Here is a 21,985-nt window from a genome sequence, read left to right on the forward strand (position 1 = left end):
CTGAATTATTATCATTGTTTATCAGTAAGTTAATAATTGATTAGATAATTTAACTTGTCATCTCTTAAAATATGGTATATCATAACAAAATTCTAAAAATTACGCAAATGATTGATTTTAATAACAATTTTTGGTTATTTTTCTGTAATTTTAAGGTGTTTTTAAACATAATTTGTGTAATTTTTTGTAAATTTATTCAACTTTAATAAATAAAATATCAAGAGTATTTTATGGATGTACAAGCTCAAGGCAGTCGTCTGAACCGTACGGTTTTCTTTTTATCTGCCGCGATTATTATCTTTTTTAGTATTTATACGATGCTGTTTAATGACAGTGCTTCTGCGATTTTAGACAGCGTATTGGCGTGGGTAAGTACCACCTTTGGATGGTACTATTTCTTTGCAGCGTCTGCTTATATTATGTTTGTGCTGATTTTGGCGTGTTCGCGTTATGGCAGTATTAAGCTTGGTCCGAAGCACTCGCAGCCTGAATACAGCTTATTGACTTGGTCGTCGATGCTGTTTGCGGCAGGTATCGGGATCGATATCATGTTCTTTGCGGTGGCAGAGCCGATCATGCAGTACATGAATCCGCCTGTGGGTGATGGTCAGACGGTCGAAGCGGCAAGACAGGCGCTGACCTGGACGATTTTTCATTATGGCTTGACGGGATGGTGTATGTACGCCTTGGTGGGGATTGCGCTTGGATATTTTGCGTATCGTTATAACCTGCCACTGACCATCCGCTCAGCACTGTATCCGATGATCGGCAAAAAAATTAACGGTCCTGCCGGTGATGCGGTGGATGTGGCTGCCATATTGGGGACGATTTTTGGGATTGCGACGACATGCGGCATCGGGGTGGTGCAGCTGAATTATGGCTTGCATGTGATTTTTGATTTGCCTGAAAATTTGCTGTGGCAGGTGATTTTGATTTCTTTGGCGGTTGCGATCACCATCGTATCGGCAACGACTGGTGCCTCAAAGGGCATCAAAATCTTATCAGAGCTCAATATTTATTTTGCGCTTGGTTTGATTTTGTTCATTTTATTTTTGGGGAATACTGAGTTTTTATTAAATGCCATCGTGCTCAATATTGGCGACTATATCAGCCGCTTTCCTGCGCTGACTTTGGATACTTTTGCTTATGGTCAAGACCCTGATCAAAAACAATGGATTCAAGATTGGACGCTATTTTTTTGGGCATGGTGGATTGCTTGGTCGCCATTTGTGGGATTGTTTTTGGCGAAAATTTCTAAAGGTCGCACCATTCGTCAGTTTGTCATCGGTACGCTGTCGATACCGTTCATGTTTACCCTAGCGTGGCTGTCAGTCATGGGTAATGGTGCGCTGAATGAAGTATTTATGGGGAATATCGCGTTTGCCGAAAAAATCATCGCCCGTCCTGAAATTGGCTTTTATGAGCTGTTGTCGCATTATCCTTGGTTTTCGGTGACAGCGATTTTGGCATTTGTTTCGGGGCTGCTATTTTATGTGACTTCTGCGGATTCAGGCGCGATTGTGCTGAGTAATTTTAGCTTCAAAGGCGAAAATAACGACGAGACACCGCCTTTATGGATTCGGCTATTTTGGGCGATCGCCATTGGTATGCTGACCGCTGCCATGCTTATGACTGATGGCATCAGCGCACTCCAAAAAGCTACGATTATCATGGGCTTGCCGTTTAGTTTTGTGATGTTTTTTGTGATGACTGGGCTGTTTAAATCCTTGCGCTTAGAAGATTTTCGCGCCGAAAGTAATAAGCCTAATGCCGCACCAATCGCAGGTAATGTGGATATTGAGAATTGGCGCGAGCGTCTAACGCGGGTGACAGCTTATGCAGACGCCGATCAGGCGCGCCAAATGCTAGATCAGTCCTGCCTGCCTGCAATGCAAGCGTTGGTATCGGAGTTTGCGAACATTGGTCTTAAGGCGTCGGTCATCCAAACCCCAAGCGAAGATGACGCCAAACTGTATCAAGCGACTTTTACGATTAGCTTTGAAGATGAATATGATTTTAGCTATGGCATTTATCCGGTTAAATATCCTGTGCCTAATCGTCCGACTGTTGATGATGATCAAGAGTTTTATTATCGACTTGAGACGCATCTATTAGAAGGATTGCAGGGTAATGATTTGTCAGGATACAGTAAAGAGCAAGTGATCAATGACATCTTGGACAGATACGAGCGACATCGTGCGTTTTTGCATCTCAATCGTGAAACACCGGGCAATCGTCCTGTCTTTGAGTGATCTATCGAATAAAAGCCCCAGCTTTGGGGCTTTTTTAGGCAAGTATTAAGCGTGCTTTCGCATAAACAAAGTCACGACGCCCAAAGCAATCATCTGAACCACTAAGATCAGACCAACGGTCCACAGCCATTTGCCTTGAGCATAAGCCAAGGCACATGCCCACGCACCGATGAAGCCACCGCCATAATAACCCATATAATATAGCCCTGACGCCAATGATCGACCTTCGCTGACATGACTGGTCAAATAGCTGATGGTCGCAGACTGAGTGATGAACACGCCAGAGGACATCAAGGTCAGCCCCACAATCACCACGCTCAAAGGCGTAAATAATGTCATCAATATGCCACTAATAGATATCAAAACCGCCATAAGTATCGTAGAAGTCATCCCAAAGCGTGTCACCACGCGCGCGGATAATGGCGTGATGACCATACCAATCAAATAAATGGCAAAAATATTGGCAAGGTTGGCAGGCGTGAGCAGATACGGATTTTCTGACAGATGAAGATTGATGAATGTAAAACAGCCCACCAAGCTAAACAATACGCACGCTCCCAAAAAACCACTACAAATGACATGAGGATTTTTGGCATGCGAAAATAGCGTGGCGAATGCTGTGCGAAAATTTTCAGAAATGATAAAATTTTGTGAACGGGGCAGAGATTTCCATGCCCACAGCGCACCAATCAAGGTGCATATTGCCATCACCACATAGCCGTAGCGCCAACCAATAAAATGCTCCAAATGTCCGGCAAAAAACCGCCCACTAAAACCGCCAAGCACCGTCCCTGAGACATAAAGTGACATCATGGTTGCAAGTTTAGAGCTGTATTCTTCACTGATATAAGCAATCAAAACCACCGTAATGCCAGGCACGCTCACCCCTTGTAAAAACCGCCAAAAAATCACTTCATGGATACTGCCTGCCATGCCAATCAGCGCTGTCGGCAGCGTAAGCATAAGCAGTGAGCCGACGATGAACGGCTTTCTGCCGACAGCATCAGACAGCATGCCCATGAATGGTGAGATCAGCGCGATGGCAAGCACGGTCGCACCTACCGCCATCCCTGCTTGAACTTCGGTCGCCTGAAGGTCTGTCATCAGCACAGGTAAAATCGCCTGAACCGAATACACCTGCAAAAACGCAAAAAATCCAATCATAGCAATGGTGAATTTTTCACTTAAGGTTGGCAGATGGGAGTGAAGGGTAGTCATAGTCTTATTTTGGATAAAATTTGTGCCATATTGTAGCACAGATGAGACTAATAGGATTGAGTGATGAAAGCTTTCAAATTAAGGTAATTTGTATAATCAATTTTATATGATTAATAAATGGTTCATCTTAGGCTTTATTCGCTCAAACCACCAAAAACTTGTGTTTATCAAATAATCTGCCAATTTTGCCAAATCATTCTACAAAAATGCTAAAATATCGCCTTTTAATCCTTAAGATAAGTAGGAAATTGATATGGCACAGACTCAGGAGAGGGTATTGATCGTCGGCGGTGGTAATGTCGGCTTATCATTTGCTTTATTGTTGGCGCATCATGGCATTAAAAGCACGCTTGTTGAGCATCATCGCTATCCGACCATTGAGCCTGACGAAGATCGCGCACGCACGCAGTACTTAGACAGCCGTAATACGGCATTGTCGCGCCGCACTGTGCAGATTTATCAAGAAATTGGGCTTTGGGCGCGTCTTCAGAGTCACGCCTGTCATATTGATCAAGTGAAAATCAGTGAGCTTGGCAGCTTTGGGCACGCCACCTTAAATAAACACGAAGAAGGCGTGGAAAGCTTTGGGCAAGTGATGGAAAACGCACATTTGGGCAGGCAGTTATTACTGGCGGTCAAGGACAGTCCTTTGATTGACTTGTACGATGGCGCAAGTGTGATTGATATAGCTCAAGATGAAGTCAGCGCAAGCATTACGGTGAAATTTGATGACGATCAAATCAAAACCTTGACAGCGCCGCTTGTGGTGGCTTGTGATGGGCAGCATTCGGCGGTGCGCAGTCTATTAAATATCGGTGTCGATACTCACGACTATGAGCAAGTGGGCATCGTCGGCGTGGTACAAACTGACAAAGCGCATGAACATACAGCGATTGAGCGCTTTAGTACGGCTGGACCTTTGGCGGTACTGCCTTTGACAGATGGCGTCGGTGATGGCGGAACAGATCAGACGGCAGGCTATCGCCGCTCGGTGGTGTTTATTTGTCCAAAAGGCGAAGAAGGGCGATATTTGAGTGATGATGATTATTATCTTCAGACGCTCCAAACAGTCTTTGGGGCGGCGGCAGGGCGATTTGTAGCGACAGGCAAGCGCGGCGCCTATCCGCTAACTAAAGTACTGGCGCATCGTCAGGTGTCGGGTCGCTTCGTCATCATGGGTAATGCTGCTCATACCCTGCATCCTGTGGCAGGTCAAGGATTTAATCTGTGCCTAAGAGATGCGTATGCACTGGCAAATATGCTGGCAAACGCAGTCGCCAAAGAAGGCAATCAGGTGGATTTGGGTCAATATGATCGCTTAATCCGTTATGAAAATGCTCGCCAAAAAGACCAAAAACGCGTCATCAAATTCTGCGATACCGTCGTTGGCAGCTTTTGTCATCCCAATCCTGTGATGAAGTTTGCGCGTAATGTGGGCTTGATTTGTTTTGATAAAGTGCCAGGCATCAAGCCTTTGGTGGCAACTTATGCCATGGGGCTTAAGTCTTGATTTTTATCAGCCATACAGCGATACAGTATAAGGATGTGTCATGGTCTTAAAAGCGATAATGATTGTATTTGGGTGCTTATTTCTGGGTCAGGTCATCGTGGGTTTATTTGATTTGCCGCTGCCGCCGAGTGTGATTGGGCTGATTTTGCTATTTTTGGCGCTGCAGACAGGATTGGTCAAGCTGACCACCATCGAAAAACTTGCCAAAGTATTGATGGATTATTTGGTGCTGCTTGTCGTGCCTGCTTGTATTTCCATCATGCAATATCTGGATATCATTCGTGATGATTTTTGGGTGCTGATCATCGGCGTGAGCGTCAGCACGATCTTGGTGCTGCTGACTTCGGCAGGCTCATATACTTGGCTAAGAAAGCGTCAAAAATCCCACGCTCAAGCCATCAAAAAACAAGGTAGATAAGTCTGATGAATCAATTGATGACGCTGTATCCGACGCTGTCTACCAGCCCATTTTTATTACTGATGCTTTTGATGGGGGTGTTTGAGCTATCAGTTTGGGCAAGAGCACGCCTTAATCAGCCTTTGATTAATCCGACTTTGGTGACTACCATTGTTGTTATCTTGATCTTAAAATTTGCCAATATTGAGTGGCAAGCGTTTGACAAAGCCAGTAGCTATATCACCTTTTGGCTTCAGCCTGTGGTGGTCTGTTTGGCGGTGCCTTTGTATATTCAGTGGCAAAAAATTCGCGCGCAGTGGCTGCCGATTTTGGTGTCTCAATTTGTAGCGAGTGTTGTGGGTATTGTCTCGGGCGTCTGGATCGTGCGGGCACTGGGCGGCAGTCATGACAGCATGATCGCGACGGCGGCGAAGTCTGTGACGATGCCGATTGCCATTGAAGTGACCGAAGCTTTGGGCGGGATTATTGGCATCACAGCCGCAACTGTACTGATTGCAGGTGTGGTGGGTCAGATTTTTGGCGTTTGGATACTTTATCGATCAGGCATGAGATTGCCGATGGGTATGGGGCTGTCGCTTGGTTCAGCGTCTCATGCGCTTGGCACAGTGCGCTCAATGCAGCTGGGCGGGCGTTATGTGGCTTATGCAACGCTGGGTTTGATTCTCAATGGCATTATGACGGCATTTTTGGCGCCGCTGCTGGTGCCTTGGCTGGTATAAATACATCAAAAGCACTTGTTATTTTAAACCAAAAAGCAGTGCAACTGCCTTTGATTTTCATCCATAAACTTAAGAAAATTATGCAACAAATCATCATTCAGCTGTGTGGCGGGATTGGACTATTTTTGCTTGGCATGAGTCTGATGACGGACAGCCTAAAGGCGATGGCGGGCGAAAGCTTGCGCGCATGGCTTGGGCGTTTTACTGGTTCGCCGACTAAGGCGATGCTATCGGGCATTGGCTTTACGCTGGTAGTGCAGTCTTCGACCGCCACCACTTTGGCAACCATTGGCTTTGTTAGTGCAGGCGTTTTGTCGTTTGCTCAAGCCATCGGCGTGATCATCGGCGCCAATATCGGTACGACCAGCACAGGCTGGATGGTGGCTTTGCTTGGGCTGAAATTTTCGGTATCAATGGTGGCTCTGCCGATGGTGGGCGTGGGCGCACTGATGAAGCTTTTGGGGCGTAATACCATGGGCTTGTTGGGGCTTGCGTTGGCAGGCTTTGGGCTTTTGTTTATTGGTATTGATTTTTTGCAAGAGTCGATGGCAGGCGTCGCCAATCAGGTGGACTTGGGCAGATTTTCAGGCGATACACTGCTTACTCAGCTGCTATTGGTGCTGGTTGGGATCATTATGACGATCCTGCTGCAGTCATCGAGTGCAGCGATTACAGCGACTTTGGCAGCGCTGGCAGGTGGGGCGATTGACATGCCACAAGCACTGATTTTGGTGATTGGACAAAATATTGGTACGGTGGCTACGGCGATACTGGCAGCCATCGGTGCGACAGTGAGTGCTAAGCGTACGGCTGCGGTGCATGTGGTATTTAATCTGGGGACGGCAGTGGTGGCGTTCTTTGTGCTGATGCCTGCGACTTTATGGCTGACCCAAAACTCGTTTTTGGCAACTTGGGATGATGTTTTGGTCATTGCCTTTTTTCATACGGCATTTAGTGCGATGGGTGCGCTGATTTTTATGCCATTTACGCATCAATTTCAACTGCTGCTTGAAAAATTGATCCCTGAAAAAATTGATGCAGGTCACACGCATTATCTGGATGATAGCTTATTTTCGGTGCCTGCTGTCGCCATCGGCGCTGCAAAACATGCGCTGTGCCAGACGACCGCCGAGACTTTTGAGCAATTCATCCAAGCCTGCCGTGGGCAAATCTTAGGCACTCAAATCAGCGTCGGCGCGCTTGATGACAGTCTGGCTCGGGTGGACGAGTATCTACAAAAGATGCCCGTGCCTCAGTCGCAAGCCGATCAAGAAAGGCTGATGGCACTTTTGCAGTTGGTGGTTTATATTCGTGTGATCCGCGATGACTTGCTTAATAGTGCTTATATTGATTTGTTGCGCACGGATTTGGAAGATCATTTGGTGCGTGCGGTGGATCAGTTTGAAGAGCTGACGGCATTTTTGTACAATATGCCAAAACACTTGCCAAGCCAATTTGTGGACAGCTTCGTGGCGTTTGGCGATAATATGAAAGCCCAAAAAAATGATGTGCGTTTATCAATCATTGAGCAGTCCGCGCAGACGCAGCATCACGCCTCTGATGCGCTTGATATGATCGTGGCGCGCCGATGGCTTGATAGACTTGTTAAGCACACCGCCAAGATGGTGATTTTGCTTGGTAAATGATTTGTGAATTAAATGAATTTTATTTTATTAAATTCTACCAAGTTTTAGCTATACTTTTCGATGCTTTAAGGCAAGGTACATCATCGCCACATTGATGGCGTCGTTCAAAGCATCATGCCTTGGTAAATCGGGTATCCCTAAGGATTTGACCATTCCTGCCATGGTCAAATCCACATAGCTGTCATAGTATTTATTTTTGGTTTCTTGGGCATGAAACAGCCGAGAGACTTCAATTTGTGGCTGTGGCAGCTTGATACCAAGCATGGGTTTTAAAAACTTATTGACCATCGCCACATCATATTCCAAAAAATACCCCACAAGCGGTCGCCCGCCCACAAATTGCAAAAACTGCTCAATGGCATAGTCCACCTTGACGCCACCGCTCAAGTCCTTAGGTCTTAGCCCGTGAATGGTCACATTTGTTGCTTGCATCATGCCCTCAGGCTTGATTAAAATTTCAAAAGTTTCACTGGTCAAGATGCGATTGCCACGGATTTTGACGGCGCCGATGGAGATGATTTGAGCTTCAGAGACATTCAGACTGGTCGTCTCACAATCAAAGCTGACCAATTCATCAGGATGCGTGTCGTACAAAAATTCATAGCGCTTATCCTTGAGCTGACGGCGATAATATTGATGTATTAACTTGTCAAACATAATACGCCCTATGAATATTGCAGATTGAACTGACTGCTGACATGGTGCTTAAACCGCTTCACAACCTGCAAAGCATCTTTTAATAAATCTCGCTCAAGTGTGGATAAATTTTCAGTATCAATTTGGTTTGGGGTAAACTCTTGGTTGTGCTTGAGCGCTGATAGCCCGTTTTTTAGGCGTGTGTTCATCAGATATGCCAATGCCTCTGAGACATCTTGGCTAAGCTGTTTTTCGATCAAGCCCATCTGTGATAGCCGAGCGATGCGCTCAAAGGTGTTGGTTTCGCTGATTTTTGCCTTGAGTGCCAACGCACGCGCGCCATGCACCACAGGGAATGTCCCCATTTTTTTGATGTCCATTTTGTGCTTTTTTTGACCCAAAATCTGCGCAAAAAATCCGCGCCCGTCTTCGTCAAACTGATTCACTGCCCGCGCAAAACTCATCAGCATCCCTACATCACTGTCTAGATACACATTTAGGTGCGCGCGTACTTCATCAAGCAGTGTTTCGTCACCACTGACACATTTGACATCCATAAAAATCGCCAAATTCATCATATGGTCAGGCGTCGGATTTTTGCACCAGTTGCCCACCGTCTGCTTAAATTCACTCACCGGCTGACACCATGATGGGTTATTGACCATAATTTTGCCTGGGCAGGGCGGATATCCAAATGCAGCCAAAATGTCAGAAAAGCGCTCGGCATAAGGTCGCACCATCTGCATATCAATGCCATCACGGACGATCAGGGCATTGTCTTGATCGGTCTTTAAAACTTGTTCACCTCGACCTTCAGAACCCATCACAACCAAACAAGAGTTTGCCACAAGCTCCGCAGGCGCAATCATTCGCCACGCTTTTTCAAACAGGCGGCTATTGAGCACTTGCATCAGTTGGGCTAATTGTTTGGCTTGCATACCATTGGCATAGAGTGCTGAGATGGTATGGTTCATTTGTGAAGCTACTTGGGTCAGATCATCTAGACTGGTTGCAACTTCTAATTTTTCGGCAATCAAATGGCTGTGATTGGATAAAAATGCTAAAATATCAATTTGTTCAAGCACACCGATGGGATCGCCGTTAGTGGTGACGACCACGCGCTGAATGCGATGATTCATCATTTTTAGTAGTGCACTGAACATAAAATCATCGGCATCAGCACAGATCAAATCAAAGCGTGCCCACAGATGCGTGGCATCATTGGGATTGAGCGTGTCTGATGAGTGAATGAAGGCATCACGAAATACCGACTCGGTGACTAAGCCGATTTTGCCATCATGATGGATGAGTAGTGATTTGGATTTGTTTGCTTGCATGGTTTTGGCAGCGTCGATCAAGCTGATCGAGCCATCATACAGCTCATCATACGAGCGATAAGCGTCACGCACTTTGGCGGTGAATAGCCCCGCCAACTCATTTTCGCGGCGATTACCGGATTGATCTTTGAGCTTATCGGCGATATTGGCAAAAAAGTAAGCGCCAAATTCGCCATTTTCTTCGATGAGCGCACGGATGACAGTTTTGGGGATGGCGTATAATAAACTTTGCTCAACTGCAATAAAGCTGTGCCGATACGACTGCTCAAACAGCGCCCGTGTATCAAAACTGTCCGAAGGGTGATACAGTGCCAACACCTCGCCACTGGCATCAATTTCTTTGACCATGCCTTTGATGACGATATATAACGTATCAATGCTATCTTGCGCTTCAATGATGGCAGCATTGTCATCAAAAAACACAATATCTGTCGATTTTTCAAGTACTTGCCTTTGATGATTGGCAAGCGCATTATAAGGCGCGGTACTAAAATCAAAGCGATTCATTCAAGTTATCCTTTTGAGCAGTTTATCCCTAATCAATTCTTGATATATTAGCAGATATCAAGAATTTCACAAGCATCACACAACAAATTCCCGACAAAAACTGTGGATTAATTGGAAGGGTGCTTGGGCGGATTTGTTCAAATCAGCACTACAAAAGACGGGGTAAATACTCTATAATAAAAAGCAATTTAAACACATAAGAGTGAACAATGTCTATCAAATCAGATCGCTGGATTCGTCAAATGGCTGAAACTCATGGCATGATTGAGCCGTTTGAGCCCCATCAGGTGCGCTATAACGCTCAAGGTCAAAAGCTGGTCAGCTACGGCACCTCAAGCTATGGCTATGATGTACGCTGCGCCAATGAATTTAAGGTATTTACCAATGTACATTCTGCCATCGTTGATCCCAAAAACTTCGATGAGCGCAGTTTTATTGATATCATCGGTGATGAGTGTATCATTCCACCGAACTCATTTGCCTTGGCGCGGACGGTTGAGTACTTTCGTATTCCAAGAGATGTGTTGACCATTTGTTTGGGTAAATCCACCTATGCGCGCTGCGGCATTATCGTCAATGTCACGCCGCTTGAGCCTGAATGGGAAGGGCATGTCACCTTAGAATTTAGTAATACCACCAATTTGCCAGCGCGTATCTATGCTGGTGAAGGCGTGGCACAGATGCTGTTTTTCCAATCGGATGCCGATGATGTGTGCCAAACATCTTATAAAGATCGCGGCGGAAAATATCAAGGTCAAACAGGCGTCACCCTACCAAAAACCTAAACGGCGCAATACTCTGTCATGGGCGTGCAGGCTGTGTGATCAGTGGCACGCCCATTTTTTAGTTTTCATGTTAAATAAAACTGCTAAATCTGGCTTGGCGCAGTCTGCTATGTTAGCTTGGAGAGTCTAGCAAGTTACAAAACGCCACCCAATCTTAAGATAAAATACGCTAAAATGACAAGTCAATTGAGTTTATTGATTAAGATAAAAGGTTATTTATGAGCGATATTTATTTTGAGCGTACGCACAGTTTGGATTTTGAGAGCGCGCGAGCTAAAGCGCAAGCATGGCTGCAAGAGGCGGAAAATCAGTTTGGGCTGAATATCAATTACATCAAAGGCGATGATAAAGACAGTGCAAGCATCAATAAAGCAGGTGTCGATGCTCAAGCGACTTTGGACGCTGATAAAATCACCTTTCAAGCCAAACTTGGACTGTTCGCCAAACCGCTAAAAGGTGTGATCAGCTCAGGCATCGAAGAAGGCTTGGATAAATATTTTCCTCAAAGCTAATTTGAGATAATCAATAAGGAAGGGATGAGCATGGAGATGATATTGAGCATCTGCTTGGGCATTGGGCTTGCGGCAAGCACGGGTTTTCGTGTGTTTGTGCCTTTGTTTGGGCTGTCTATTGCAGCGCATTTTGGCATCATCCCACTGAGTGATTCGTGGCAGTGGCTTGGCAGCCTCTCTGCCTTGGTCATCTTAGGCGTGGCGAGCATGGTCGAATCGATGGCTTATCTGATTCCATTTGTGGATAATCTGCTTGATACGATCGCGGTGCCTTTGGCGGGCGTGGCAGGTACTTTGGTTATGGCAAGTACTTTGACTGAATTTAGCCCTGCGATGACTTGGGCGCTTGCCATCGTCGCTGGCGGCGGTGCGGCAGCGACCATCAAGACCACCTCTGCTGCCACCAGAGCCGTATCGACCGCCACAACGGCAGGCAGCGCCAATCCTGCCATCGGCATGGCGGAAACGGGCGCGGCGATTGGGCTTTCGGCGGTGTCTATCTTATTTCCTGTGGTTGGGATGATGATCGCTGTGATCGGCATTATTGCGCTGATTTGGATCATGGTTAGTCTCAAGCGCCAATTTGCCAAATAATCCAATTTATGATCACCAAGCGATGTATCTGACTTTTTATGATATTAAGTGTGCTTGGAGTGATACTCTTGGACGATCATACGAATCACAACGGTAGCAAATGTACCCTTGGGTAGTCTAAATTCAAGGCACAGATCATCGCCTGATCGCTCCCAAGTCAGATCATGTACCATCAGCCGAAGGGGACGGTATGTCAATTTGGCACCAATTTTTATCAATCCTTGGCAAAGGGTTTGATAACGATCATCGTCAAGCAGCGTATCATAAAGCGCCCGAGCGGCACCGCGATCACGACGATCGCCAATGCCCATGAGTGGTGCGGTTGGGTGGATGTCGCACTGTTTGACGCGACTTTTGATCTCATCTGTCAGCGCATCTTGAAAAATTGAGCCTGTGCCTTCTAAATTAAACACATCGCCCAAGAGTGCCTGATTCCAGGTGCCATCAGCCACGCGCTTGCCAAGCAAGGCATTAAATAGCGCGCTTCTGGCGGCTGATATCATCAGCCCATCTTTTTCGGCAAGCTTTTTGTTGGGGCGATAAGGCTGATTGCTCATCAGCTGTTTTTCAAAAAAGCGATAAGCCTTATCAAGATTTTTACCCTCAATGCCAAAACGCTGCTCACCAAAATAATTCGGCACACCGCCAGATTTGATGCGCTTAAGCGTCTCATCTATGGCACTGATATCGCCTTCAAGATGACACAGGCGAATGGCGAAATGATTGTATTTGTGCGTGCCTCGGTTGAGTTTGCGATTGTGCCAAGTCAGTTTATTGAGTATGATAGATTCGCCATCATTCAGATGTGCTTTGGTGAAATTTTCCAAAGAAATATCCGGCATGGTCTGACTGGGCAGGCGAATGCTAAACCACTGATGCGTGACCGCGTGCCGATCTTTGAGCCCAGAGTAGCCGACATCTCGCGCAGGCACACCTGCCCAAGCGGCAAGCAGCTTAGCGACATAAGCGGTGTTTAGATTGATCTTGGTGATGTGCAGCCACAGATGCTCGCCACTGCCTGAATGTTCGATGTCTAACATCTCAGTGACGATAAAGTCTTCAGGCATGCGTTTAAAATCAGCACTTAAGGCAGGCGGCTGCCAAGGCAGTGGTAAAGTTGTTGGGCGCATAAGTCACTTTTTGGTTATTTATTGATATCAAACTAAATCAGATCTGAATCAAACAGCTTTTTTGGCAGATAGCCAATCACCATCTCATCATCTTTTGCTGCCTCATCGGCAGTGATGCGCAGCTGATACTGTGTCTTGAAAGCTTTGGGTAGCACATCAGCGACTCGGTGAATCTCATCAATATCCACGCCATATTTATCATCAATATGCGATGTGGCGCGCGTGCCTGTGATATCAAATTGTTGATAAAATTCTGATCGCTTGGCGATGGCGATCGCTTCCGACATGTTGTTTGCGACGATGAGCAGTTTGTGATGAAATTCCTCAAAATGATTCGGCAAATAACCGCCCAAATTCACAAAATACAGCTGCTTATTATCACTATCATCAAAAGTGACGCAGGGCTGATCGGTAGAATGCTGCGCACGTGGCACAACTTCGATGCGATAGCCATTGACAGCAGTGACCGCGCGATATGCATCCAGATGCCAAATGTCCGTGATCTCTGGCCACGCCTGCTCAAAATGCGGGATTAATGATTTGACATCATCAGCGATACCAAAGAAAACATCGTGTTGTTCGATCAAGCGACCTTTGGGTGTCGCTCCAATTTTCAGCATAAAAAGTTTCACGGCAAAGTCCTTGGCGATATCCATCTAAAAAGCTAAGTATAGCATGATTTTGGCGATGCTAATAAGCCTAACTATCCATCGGTCGTGGCGGATTTTGGAGTGATCTAAGAGGGATGGTATCTGCCCCATATTCACCAAGTCAGAATGGTGGTATAATACCTTCATTTTATTTTAGATTTTGGATGACTCATGAGCGTACAGAGCAGCACCAACACCACGCACAAACCGCACAATCCTGACAATTTTATCCTAACACCGCCTGATGATTTTCCTTATAAAGACATTCAAGCGGGGAATAAAGCGCGTCTGACGGACCTGCTAAAAACGCAGATGCTGTTTTTGGATGGGGCGATGGGCACCGAGATCCAAAATTATAAGCTGACCGAAAGCGACTACCGCGGCGCACGCTTCGCTGATATCGCCAATGATGTGAAGGGTAATAATGATCTGCTTGTACTCACGCAGCCTGACATCATCAGCGCCATCCACAAAAGCTATCTGGAGGCAGGTGCGGACATCATCGAGACCAACAGCTTTAATGGTACTCAAATCTCGATGGCTGACTATCGCATGGAGCATTTGGCGTATGAGATCAACAAGCAAGCAGCGCATCTGGCTCGCTTGGCGTGTGATGAATATAACGCCAAAACGCCAGATAAACCAAGGTTTGTGGCGGGCGTGATTGGTCCGACATCTCGCACCTGTTCTATCTCGCCAGATGTCAATGACCCTGCCTTTCGTAATGTTACCTTTGATGAGCTTGTGGATAATTATACCGAATCTGCCTTGGCATTGATCGAAGGTGGTGCAGACATTTTGTTGATTGAAACAGTGTTTGATACCCTAAACGCTAAGGCAGCGATTTTTGCGGTGACAGGTGTGTTTGAGACAATCGGCTTTGAGTTGCCGATTATGATCAGCGGCACGATTACCGATGCTTCTGGTCGCACGCTGTCAGGGCAGACGGCAGAAGCTTTTTATAATTCTGTACGCCATGCCAAGCCCATCTCGATCGGCTTTAACTGTGCCTTGGGGGCAGACGCCCTAAAGCCGCACATCAAATCACTGTCTGATGTGTGCGAAACCTTTGTGTCAGCGCACCCCAACGCAGGCTTACCGAACGAATTTGGCGAATATGACGAAACTGCCATCGAAACCGCCACCATGGTCCAAGGCTTCGCCAAAGCTGGCATTGTCAATATCGTGGGCGGCTGCTGTGGCACGACGCCTGAGCATATCCAAACGATTGTTGAGATGGTATCGCCTTATCCACCGCGTAAGCTACCTGAGTATGTGCCTGCTTGCCGATTGTCGGGGCTTGAGCCGTTTAATATCACGCGCGATAGCTTATTTGTCAATGTCGGTGAGCGCACCAACGTCACAGGCTCCAAGAAGTTTTTAAGATTAATTAAAAATGAAGAATACAGCGAGGCTTTGGATGTGGCGCGCGACCAAGTCGAAGGCGGCGCCCAAATTGTGGACATCAATATGGATGAGGCGATGCTTGACTCAAAGCAGGCGATGATCCATTTTGTCAATCTCATCGCCTCTGAGCCTGACATTAGCCGTGTGCCTTTGATGATTGACTCCTCAAAATGGGACATCATCGAAGCAGGTCTAAAATGCACGCAAGGCAAGGCAGTCGTCAACTCCATCTCACTTAAAGAAGGCTATGATGAATTTGTCGAAAAAGCGCGCCTATGTATGCGATATGGTGCGGCGGTCATCGTCATGGCTTTTGATGAAGTAGGTCAAGCTGATACCGAAGCGCGTAAGATTGAGATTTGTCAGCGCTCTTATGATATTTTGGTGAACGAAGTGGGTTTCCCTAGCGAAGACATCATCTTTGACCCTAATATCTTTGCGGTGGCGACTGGCATCGAAGAGCACAGTAATTATGGCGTGGACTTCATTAATGCCACCAAGTGGATCACCGATAATCTGCCTAATGCCATGGTATCAGGCGGTGTGTCGAATGTGTCGTTCAGTTTCCGTGGTAATCCGATTCGCGAAGCGATTCACGCGGTGTTTTTGTATCACGCGATTAATCATGGCATGACGATGGGCATCGTCAACCCTGCCATGCTTGAGCTTTATGATGAAATTGAGCCAAGCGCACGCGATGCCATCGAAGATGTGATCTTAAACCGTAATAATGATAATAACGAAGCCACCGAAAAGCTTTTGGAGGTCGCCGAGCATTATCAGTCAGGCGATAAGAAAAAAGATGCCACTGCTGACTTGGCGTGGCGTGAGCTGCCTGTCGAAAAACGCATCGAGCACGCACTTGTCAAGGGTATTACCACATATATCAATGAAGACACCGAAGAGGCACGCTTAAAATATCCGCGTCCTTTGGATGTCATCGAAGGTCCTTTGATGGATGGGATGAATGTGGTGGGTGATTTATTTGGGGCAGGAAAAATGTTCTTGCCGCAGGTTGTCAAATCAGCGCGCGTCATGAAGCAAGCTGTTGCATGGCTAAACCCATATATCGAAGCTGAAAAAGTCGCCGGCGAAACCAAGGGTAAGGTGCTGATGGCGACTGTTAAAGGTGATGTTCACGACATCGGCAAAAACATTGTGGGCGTGGTCTTGGGCTGTAATGGCTATGAAATCATCGATCTTGGCGTGATGGTGCCTTCAGAGAAGATTCTGCAAGTCGCCAAAGACGAAAAAGTGGACATCATCGGTCTGTCAGGGCTTATCACGCCAAGCCTAGATGAGATGGTCTATGTCGCCAAGCAAATGCAAGAGCAAAACTTCCATCTGCCGCTGCTCATTGGCGGTGCGACGACTTCTAAGGCACACACTGCTGTCAAGATTGAGCCAAATTATCAAAATGATGTCGTCGTCTATGTGGCGGATGCCAGCCGTGCTGTCGGTGTGGCGACCACATTATTATCCAAGGACAAAAAGGCAGACTTTGTGGCGGACATACGCGCTGAATATACCGAAGTACGCGAGCGTCTTGCCAATCGTAAGCCAAAAGGGGCGAAGCTTAGCTACGAGCAGTCCATCGCCGAAGGCTTTAAATATGACTGGGATAATTACGCACCGCCCATACCAAACGCTACGGAGCAGATTATCTTTGATGATTATCCAATTGAGAATTTACTGCCCTACATTGACTGGACGCCGTTTTTTATTTCGTGGGGCTTGGTGGGCAAATACCCAAAAATCTTTGATGATGAGGTGGTCGGCGCAGAAGCCCAAGATTTATTTGCCAATGCCAATGCGATGATTGATAAACTGATCAAAGAAAAACTCGTCACCGCCAAAGCCGTGCTACGCCTTGAAAAAGCCAAGCGCACCGCTGCCGATACAGTCACCGTATACGACGATCATGGCAATGCTGCGCACCAGTTTGAGCACTTGCGCCAGCAGTCGGATAAAGTGACTGGCAAGCCAAATTATAGCCTAGCGGACTTTATCTCGCCCAATGGCGATGACTATTTGGGCGGCTTTACGGTGTCTATCTTTGGTGCTGAAGAATTGGCAAATGAATACAAAGCCAAGGGCGATGATTATAATGCCATCATGGTGCAGGCGGTGTGCGACCGCTTTGCCGAAAGCTTCGCTGAAAAACTCCACGAACTGGTGCGTAAAAAGTACTGGGGCTATCAAGCTGACGAAAACCTATCTAATGAAGAGCTGATCCGCGAAAAATATGTCGGCATCCGCCCTGCGCCAGGCTATCCGGCTTGCCCTGAGCACACCGAAAAAGGCAAGCTGTTTGACTGGCTGGACACCACGAATGCCATCGGCACTTACTTGACCGAAAGCTTCGCCATGTGGCCGCCGTCAAGCGTATCGGGCTTTTATTATAGTCATCCTGACAGTACTTATTTTAATGTCGGTAAAATCAGCACCGATCAGCTAGAAGACTATGCACGCCGTAAGGGCTGGGATATCAAGACTGCTGAAAAGTGGCTAAATCCTAATTTATAATCAAACCAAAACCAAAAAACCTTTGTCAAACTGATGATTTGGCAAAGGTTTTTGATTTGGTGTGGCGTTTATGGGCTAATCATCAGATTAAATGGCACTGGTTTTGAGCAGCTTAGCGGCGATACTACCCATTTCATTGACATCAGCACAGATACTCTGTTGGCTCAGCATATCGCCGCTTTTGGCATGTAGGGCGACGATCTGAGCGCAGGGCAGGGCGGCATCTTGGGCGAGCAGACCTGCCATCATGCCAGACAGCACATCGCCCATGCCTGCAGTTGCCATGGCGGCACTACCCAAAGTGCAGATGCTGATATTGCCTGTGGCGTCAATGCTCAAAGAATTTGCCCCTTTGAGCACCCATTGACCGCCATAACGCAGCTGCAAGCGACAGATGGCATCCATGCGATCGGCTTCAACTTGTGCAGCACTGATGCCCAAAAGTCGCCCAGCTTCAGCATGGTGCGGCGTACCGATACAGTGATTAGGCAAGCGACGAGGCTGATCTGCCAGATGCCACAGCGCATCAGCATCGAGTACGGTCGGTATATGATGAGCCATGAGTGCCGCCAGCCATTCTTTGAAGATGCTCTGAGCCCATTCATCACGCCCAAGCCCCATGCCAAAGCATACCGCATTCATCCCAGACAGCCAAGCTTGATCAATCTGATCGATGCGCCCAAGCATCAGATTGGGACTTCTGCTGATGATGGCGGTATGGTGATTGGGGTGCGTCATGACCGTTACCCGACCTGCACCGACTCGGATGGCGGCTTCAGCGCTCATCAAGGCAGCTCCGCCCATAAGCGCAGAGCCGCCGATGACCGCCACTGACCCAAAGCTACCCTTATGCAGATGACTGCTGCGCTGAGATCTGTCAGGCAGTCTGGGCAGCCGATCATTTGTCATGGCAATGGGAATCAGGTGCTCGTCTTTGGGGATCAAAGGGTGATTGATGAGATGCCCGACATGGCTTTTGGCATGACCCATAAATAATCCAGCTTTATAGTCCATCAGACACAGTGTCATATCTGCCGTGACTGCGGAGGGCAGGGGCATGCCAGTATCAGGATGCAGCCCCGAAGGAATATCGATGGCGACTTTGACACCTTTCATGGTATTAAATCGCTCGATGATAGCGCACCAGTCGGCATCAAGCGGACGCGTCAGACCATTGCCAAATAACGCATCGATATGTACATCTGCCTCATTAGGTGACTGCAGTAGAGGCACGCCAGCAGCCAGCGCACAGTCATAAGCGCGCAACGCATCGTCGCTGACGGCAGGCAGGGCAGGGTAGATAGACACTTGATAATGCTCTGATAGATACACCCCAAGCAGATAGCCATCACCGCCATTATTCCCAGCGCCGCACCAGATACAGACAGAGTCACCAGGCTTGAGATGGGTTTTTAGGGTATTAGCCATCGCCAGTGCTGCTTGCTGCATCAGCCCAAAGCTGCTATTATCAAGCCCAAACCAGCGCTTCTCCCACTCTTTGACCGCATTGGCTGAATAGACAGGCGTTGGGAAATCATGCATGATGGACACCTTTAAACTGAGTTAGCTGACTTTAGCAGAGTGGTCTTTGGATTGAGTGGCGATTGGTGGGACGCCATTTGCCATCAAAGTATCGCTTGGCGTGCCGCTATGAAACCGCAGCTCATCATCAGGCGACTGTATCAGCTCACGCTCAACGTCCCGAAAAAACGCCACGCGCTCATCAATGCTGTCATCTGTGATAGAACGAGCCAGCATTAAATAATCTTCATAATGACGGCTTTCTGATTTGAGCAGATACTTATAATAGCGTGCCAACTTTTCATCTTCTATGACATCCGCCAACGCCCCAAATCGCTCACAAGAACGCGCCTCAATGAACGCTCCAATGATCAGCACATCCACCATCGCAGCAGGCTCATGGGTGCGCTTGTGCTTCAAAAGCCCCTTGGCGTAGCGACCTGCGGGCAGATAATGCCAATCAATGCCACGCTCTTTCATCAATGACAGCACTTGCTCATAGTGTAGCATCTCTTCGCGTACCAGCTGCGCTAAACGCTCTTGGAGTGTGCGATGAAATTCATAACGAAAAATGAGATTCATCGCCGTGCCTGCCGCTTTTTTCTCACAGTTGGCATGGTCTTGGAGTAGTAATGGCAGATGCTCGCGCGCCAGGCTTAGCCAGCGCTCCGAAGTGCGACAGCCCAAAAACTCATGGATATGGCTAATGTCTGTCTTGGCGCGTGCGTGTGTGGTGATGACCGTCAAGTCATCTTCAGAAGTTATCATAGCGTCACTCATATCTTATCCAAACTCTCAAAATCAGCTTATTATATCATAGCTTGATCGCCCAAATGATCGCCAAATACCCAAGCCCCACACCCAGATATGGGCAGTGATAGGATTTGGGTATTTGATCCATTAGTTCATAAAATTTAGACTGGCAAGTCAATCCATCTAACCGTCACACTCATGTAACATTATTATGATAGATGCCCAAAATTCAGCTTACATATGTTTCATTTGTCAAGATTTTGAGATGAATAAGCCTGATTAAGTTGTAACAAATTTTTAAATTTTACACCATGAGTGAACCGAATTTTGGATAAAAATAGCATTTTTGGGTCTAATTTTATGCTTATCTAAGCAGTTAAATTAAAAATCACAGAAATTTAATATTTCATAAATATAATAAATATCAATAACTTATAAAAATAATTGTAAATGTTACAAAACTTTTCATGATTAAGGTATTGCAAAATATTTCAAAGTTGGTATCCTATAGTCACAGTATGAAGTTTGGTCGTCCGTATTGCTACAGTATGTAATTTTATGTTACTCTGTGTCATGATGGATTGCCATCATAGTTAGCGATACATCAGCATCCTGCCAGTGTATCATATTGACAAGTACTATTGTACTGGGCAACGACGCCCGATTTAAAGTGGAGAAACCCATGAAAAAACTAGTTCTAGCAACAGCAGTCGCTGCTCTGTCGATCACTGCTGCACAAGCTGCACCAACTGTATACGGTAAAGTGTTCCTAACGCTTGATTTAAATGATGGTGATACTGATCGCTCGTCAGTTATTACTACTGCTGAAACTAATCATGTAACTAAACTGACTACCAGAACTACCACCACTCCAAGTGGTCGACTCCCGTCAAATGATCGTAGTCAACTTAACTCAATTGGTTCGCGTGTTGGTTTCCGTGGTTCAGAAGCTTTGACTGCAAATACTGACCTAGTTTACCAACTAGAATACGGCGTAAAAGTTGATGACAACTCTCAACAGTTCCGTTCACGTGACACCTACCTAGGTCTTTCTAACAGAGAATATGGTACCCTACTTGCTGGTCGTCTAAAGGCTATCGACGGACGCGTTGACTATGCAAACGTAACCCAAGGTGGCGTAATTGACGGTGACAACGTACTAGCTTCATTTGATGCCCCACGTGCAAATAACGCACTTGCTTATGTCTCACCAAACTACAATGGCGCAACATTCTCTGCCATGTATGTGATGGATGAAAACAACTCATCTGATACTTTGAATCGTGATGCATTTGGTGTCGCTGCTCAGTTTGAGCCAGCAGGTCAGCCATACCGCGCAGGTATCAGCTACATCCAAGCTGGTGACGACCTAAAAGCGATCCGTGTCAGCGGTGACTATCAGCTATCTGCAGCGACCAAAGTTGGTTTGTTGTATCAAAACACAGACCGTGATGGCGATAAGAAAGAAAATGCTGTCACTATCAGTGCTAAGCACGCTGTAGCTCAAACGCCATGGGCAGTCTATGGTCAAGTTGACTTAGTTGACAACTTTGCGGGCGTATCTGATGCTGAGAAACAACGTTTTGTTGTTGGTGGTGAATATCGCTTTAATAGAGCAACTACTGGTCATATCTATGGTGCTTACCTAAACTCTGATAAGATTGTAACTACTGAAAAATCTTCTGTGTTTAATGCAGGTACTTTAAGCACGAGAGAAGTAACTGCAGTTCACACTGATGATTATGACGGCTTTGGTATTGGCGCAGGTATCGAATACCGCTTCTAATCCTAGCCTAAAGCTAAAAAAAGTCCATCCTATGCGATGGGCTTTTTTATTTGATTTGTAACTCACTGGTTAGGATAT

17 protein-coding genes are annotated in these 21,985 nt (G+C 46.6%); 10 read left to right on the forward strand and 7 right to left on the reverse strand.

What is annotated here, in order from left to right; all coding sequences use genetic code 11:
• Window positions 1-230: 230 nt before the first annotated feature.
• Entirely contained in the window at window positions 231-2,252 is a 2,022-nt protein-coding gene (gene betT / locus B0180_RS03310) for a choline BCCT transporter BetT (protein WP_078255645.1), read from the forward strand.
• A gap of 45 nt (window positions 2,253-2,297) precedes the next feature.
• Here betT and B0180_RS03315 read toward each other — a convergent pair whose 3' ends face one another.
• Window positions 2,298-3,470, reverse strand: coding sequence for an MFS transporter (locus B0180_RS03315; protein ID WP_078255646.1), 1,173 nt, complete (start codon window positions 3,468-3,470; stop codon window positions 2,298-2,300).
• Window positions 3,471-3,723: 253 nt separating this feature from the next.
• On the opposite strand from B0180_RS03315, the gene B0180_RS03320 reads away from it, so the two are divergent.
• The 4 genes from B0180_RS03320 to B0180_RS03335 all read left to right on the forward strand — a co-directional run bounded on the left by B0180_RS03320 (window position 3,724) and on the right by B0180_RS03335 (window position 7,763).
• Window positions 3,724-4,980: an FAD-dependent monooxygenase gene (locus B0180_RS03320; RefSeq protein ID WP_078255647.1), complete on the forward strand. Its 1,257-nt coding sequence runs from the start codon at window positions 3,724-3,726 to the stop codon at window positions 4,978-4,980.
• Window positions 4,981-5,020: 40 nt separating this feature from the next.
• The gene (locus B0180_RS03325) at window positions 5,021-5,398 is read left to right on the forward strand and encodes a CidA/LrgA family protein (protein WP_078255648.1); all 378 of its coding nucleotides are present in this window, start codon (window positions 5,021-5,023) and stop codon (window positions 5,396-5,398) included.
• A 5-nt stretch (window positions 5,399-5,403) separates the two neighbouring features.
• Window positions 5,404-6,117, forward strand: coding sequence for an LrgB family protein (locus B0180_RS03330; protein ID WP_078255649.1), 714 nt, complete (start codon window positions 5,404-5,406; stop codon window positions 6,115-6,117).
• A gap of 80 nt (window positions 6,118-6,197) precedes the next feature.
• Window positions 6,198-7,763: a Na/Pi cotransporter family protein gene (locus B0180_RS03335; RefSeq protein WP_078255756.1), complete on the forward strand. Its 1,566-nt coding sequence runs from the start codon at window positions 6,198-6,200 to the stop codon at window positions 7,761-7,763.
• 48 nt (window positions 7,764-7,811) lie between these two features.
• Here B0180_RS03335 and B0180_RS03340 read toward each other — a convergent pair whose 3' ends face one another.
• Together B0180_RS03340 and B0180_RS10025 are read right to left on the reverse strand one after the other, a co-directional pair.
• On the reverse strand, window positions 7,812-8,420 hold the full coding sequence (locus tag B0180_RS03340) for a 3'-5' exonuclease (protein WP_049235716.1): 609 nt from the start codon (window positions 8,418-8,420) through the stop codon (window positions 7,812-7,814).
• A gap of 8 nt (window positions 8,421-8,428) precedes the next feature.
• Window positions 8,429-10,243 (reverse strand): DUF294 nucleotidyltransferase-like domain-containing protein, encoded by a 1,815-nt coding sequence (locus B0180_RS10025; RefSeq protein WP_143821262.1) that lies wholly within the window; start codon window positions 10,241-10,243, stop codon window positions 8,429-8,431.
• A 209-nt stretch (window positions 10,244-10,452) separates the two neighbouring features.
• Here B0180_RS10025 and dcd point away from each other — a divergent pair, with 209 nt between their 5' ends.
• The 3 genes from dcd to B0180_RS03370 all read left to right on the forward strand — a co-directional run bounded on the left by dcd (window position 10,453) and on the right by B0180_RS03370 (window position 12,134).
• On the forward strand, window positions 10,453-11,028 hold the full coding sequence (gene dcd / locus B0180_RS03360; protein WP_078255651.1) for a dCTP deaminase: 576 nt from the start codon (window positions 10,453-10,455) through the stop codon (window positions 11,026-11,028).
• Window positions 11,029-11,246: 218 nt separating this feature from the next.
• Window positions 11,247-11,540 (forward strand): polyhydroxyalkanoic acid system family protein, encoded by a 294-nt coding sequence (locus B0180_RS03365; RefSeq protein ID WP_049235719.1) that lies wholly within the window; start codon window positions 11,247-11,249, stop codon window positions 11,538-11,540.
• A gap of 30 nt (window positions 11,541-11,570) precedes the next feature.
• Window positions 11,571-12,134 carry a DUF4126 domain-containing protein gene (locus B0180_RS03370; protein WP_233424908.1) on the forward strand — a complete coding sequence of 188 codons (564 nt, stop codon included), beginning with the start codon at window positions 11,571-11,573 and terminating at the stop codon, window positions 12,132-12,134.
• A gap of 44 nt (window positions 12,135-12,178) precedes the next feature.
• Here the strand turns inward: B0180_RS03370 and truD are convergent, their stop codons facing one another.
• The gene (gene truD / locus B0180_RS03375) at window positions 12,179-13,264 is read right to left on the reverse strand and encodes a tRNA pseudouridine(13) synthase TruD (RefSeq protein ID WP_078255653.1); all 1,086 of its coding nucleotides are present in this window, start codon (window positions 13,262-13,264) and stop codon (window positions 12,179-12,181) included.
• Between the two features lie 32 nt (window positions 13,265-13,296).
• On the reverse strand, window positions 13,297-13,896 hold the full coding sequence (locus B0180_RS03380; RefSeq protein WP_208609377.1) for a DUF1543 domain-containing protein: 600 nt from the start codon (window positions 13,894-13,896) through the stop codon (window positions 13,297-13,299).
• A gap of 189 nt (window positions 13,897-14,085) precedes the next feature.
• Here B0180_RS03380 and metH point away from each other — a divergent pair, with 189 nt between their 5' ends.
• Window positions 14,086-17,847 carry a methionine synthase gene (gene metH, locus B0180_RS03385; protein WP_078255655.1) on the forward strand — a complete coding sequence of 1,254 codons (3,762 nt, stop codon included), beginning with the start codon at window positions 14,086-14,088 and terminating at the stop codon, window positions 17,845-17,847.
• Between the two features lie 87 nt (window positions 17,848-17,934).
• Here the strand turns inward: metH and B0180_RS03390 are convergent, their stop codons facing one another.
• Both B0180_RS03390 and B0180_RS03395 read right to left on the reverse strand, forming a co-directional pair.
• Entirely contained in the window at window positions 17,935-19,389 is a 1,455-nt protein-coding gene (locus B0180_RS03390; RefSeq protein ID WP_078255656.1) for an NAD(P)H-hydrate dehydratase, read from the reverse strand.
• Window positions 19,390-19,410: 21 nt separating this feature from the next.
• Window positions 19,411-20,148: a MiaE family protein gene (locus B0180_RS03395; protein WP_078255657.1), complete on the reverse strand. Its 738-nt coding sequence runs from the start codon at window positions 20,146-20,148 to the stop codon at window positions 19,411-19,413.
• Between the two features lie 655 nt (window positions 20,149-20,803).
• Between B0180_RS03395 and B0180_RS10140 the strand changes: the two genes are divergently transcribed.
• Window positions 20,804-21,907, forward strand: coding sequence for a porin (locus B0180_RS10140; protein WP_078255658.1), 1,104 nt, complete (start codon window positions 20,804-20,806; stop codon window positions 21,905-21,907).
• Window positions 21,908-21,985: the final 78 nt, after the last annotated feature.

The organism is Moraxella canis (assembly GCF_002014965.1).
Classification (GTDB): domain Bacteria; phylum Pseudomonadota; class Gammaproteobacteria; order Pseudomonadales; family Moraxellaceae; genus Moraxella; species Moraxella canis.

Coding starts and splice junctions, on each gene's coding strand:
- dcd (WP_078255651.1), top strand. CDS start 10,453: ATGTCTATCAAATCAGATCGCTGGATTCGTCAAATGGCTGAAACTCAT.
- B0180_RS03335 (WP_078255756.1), top strand. CDS start 6,198: ATGCAACAAATCATCATTCAGCTGTGTGGCGGGATTGGACTATTTTTG.
- B0180_RS03325 (WP_078255648.1), top strand. CDS start 5,021: ATGGTCTTAAAAGCGATAATGATTGTATTTGGGTGCTTATTTCTGGGT.
- metH (WP_078255655.1), top strand. CDS start 14,086: ATGAGCGTACAGAGCAGCACCAACACCACGCACAAACCGCACAATCCT.
- B0180_RS03395 (WP_078255657.1), bottom strand. CDS start 20,148: ATGAGTGACGCTATGATAACTTCTGAAGATGACTTGACGGTCATCACC.
- truD (WP_078255653.1), bottom strand. CDS start 13,264: ATGCGCCCAACAACTTTACCACTGCCTTGGCAGCCGCCTGCCTTAAGT.
- B0180_RS03390 (WP_078255656.1), bottom strand. CDS start 19,389: ATGCATGATTTCCCAACGCCTGTCTATTCAGCCAATGCGGTCAAAGAG.
- B0180_RS03340 (WP_049235716.1), bottom strand. CDS start 8,420: ATGTTTGACAAGTTAATACATCAATATTATCGCCGTCAGCTCAAGGAT.
- B0180_RS03365 (WP_049235719.1), top strand. CDS start 11,247: ATGAGCGATATTTATTTTGAGCGTACGCACAGTTTGGATTTTGAGAGC.
- B0180_RS03370 (WP_233424908.1), top strand. CDS start 11,571: ATGGAGATGATATTGAGCATCTGCTTGGGCATTGGGCTTGCGGCAAGC.
- B0180_RS03320 (WP_078255647.1), top strand. CDS start 3,724: ATGGCACAGACTCAGGAGAGGGTATTGATCGTCGGCGGTGGTAATGTC.
- B0180_RS10025 (WP_143821262.1), bottom strand. CDS start 10,243: ATGAATCGCTTTGATTTTAGTACCGCGCCTTATAATGCGCTTGCCAAT.
- B0180_RS10140 (WP_078255658.1), top strand. CDS start 20,804: ATGAAAAAACTAGTTCTAGCAACAGCAGTCGCTGCTCTGTCGATCACT.
- B0180_RS03330 (WP_078255649.1), top strand. CDS start 5,404: ATGAATCAATTGATGACGCTGTATCCGACGCTGTCTACCAGCCCATTT.
- B0180_RS03315 (WP_078255646.1), bottom strand. CDS start 3,470: ATGACTACCCTTCACTCCCATCTGCCAACCTTAAGTGAAAAATTCACC.
- betT (WP_078255645.1), top strand. CDS start 231: ATGGATGTACAAGCTCAAGGCAGTCGTCTGAACCGTACGGTTTTCTTT.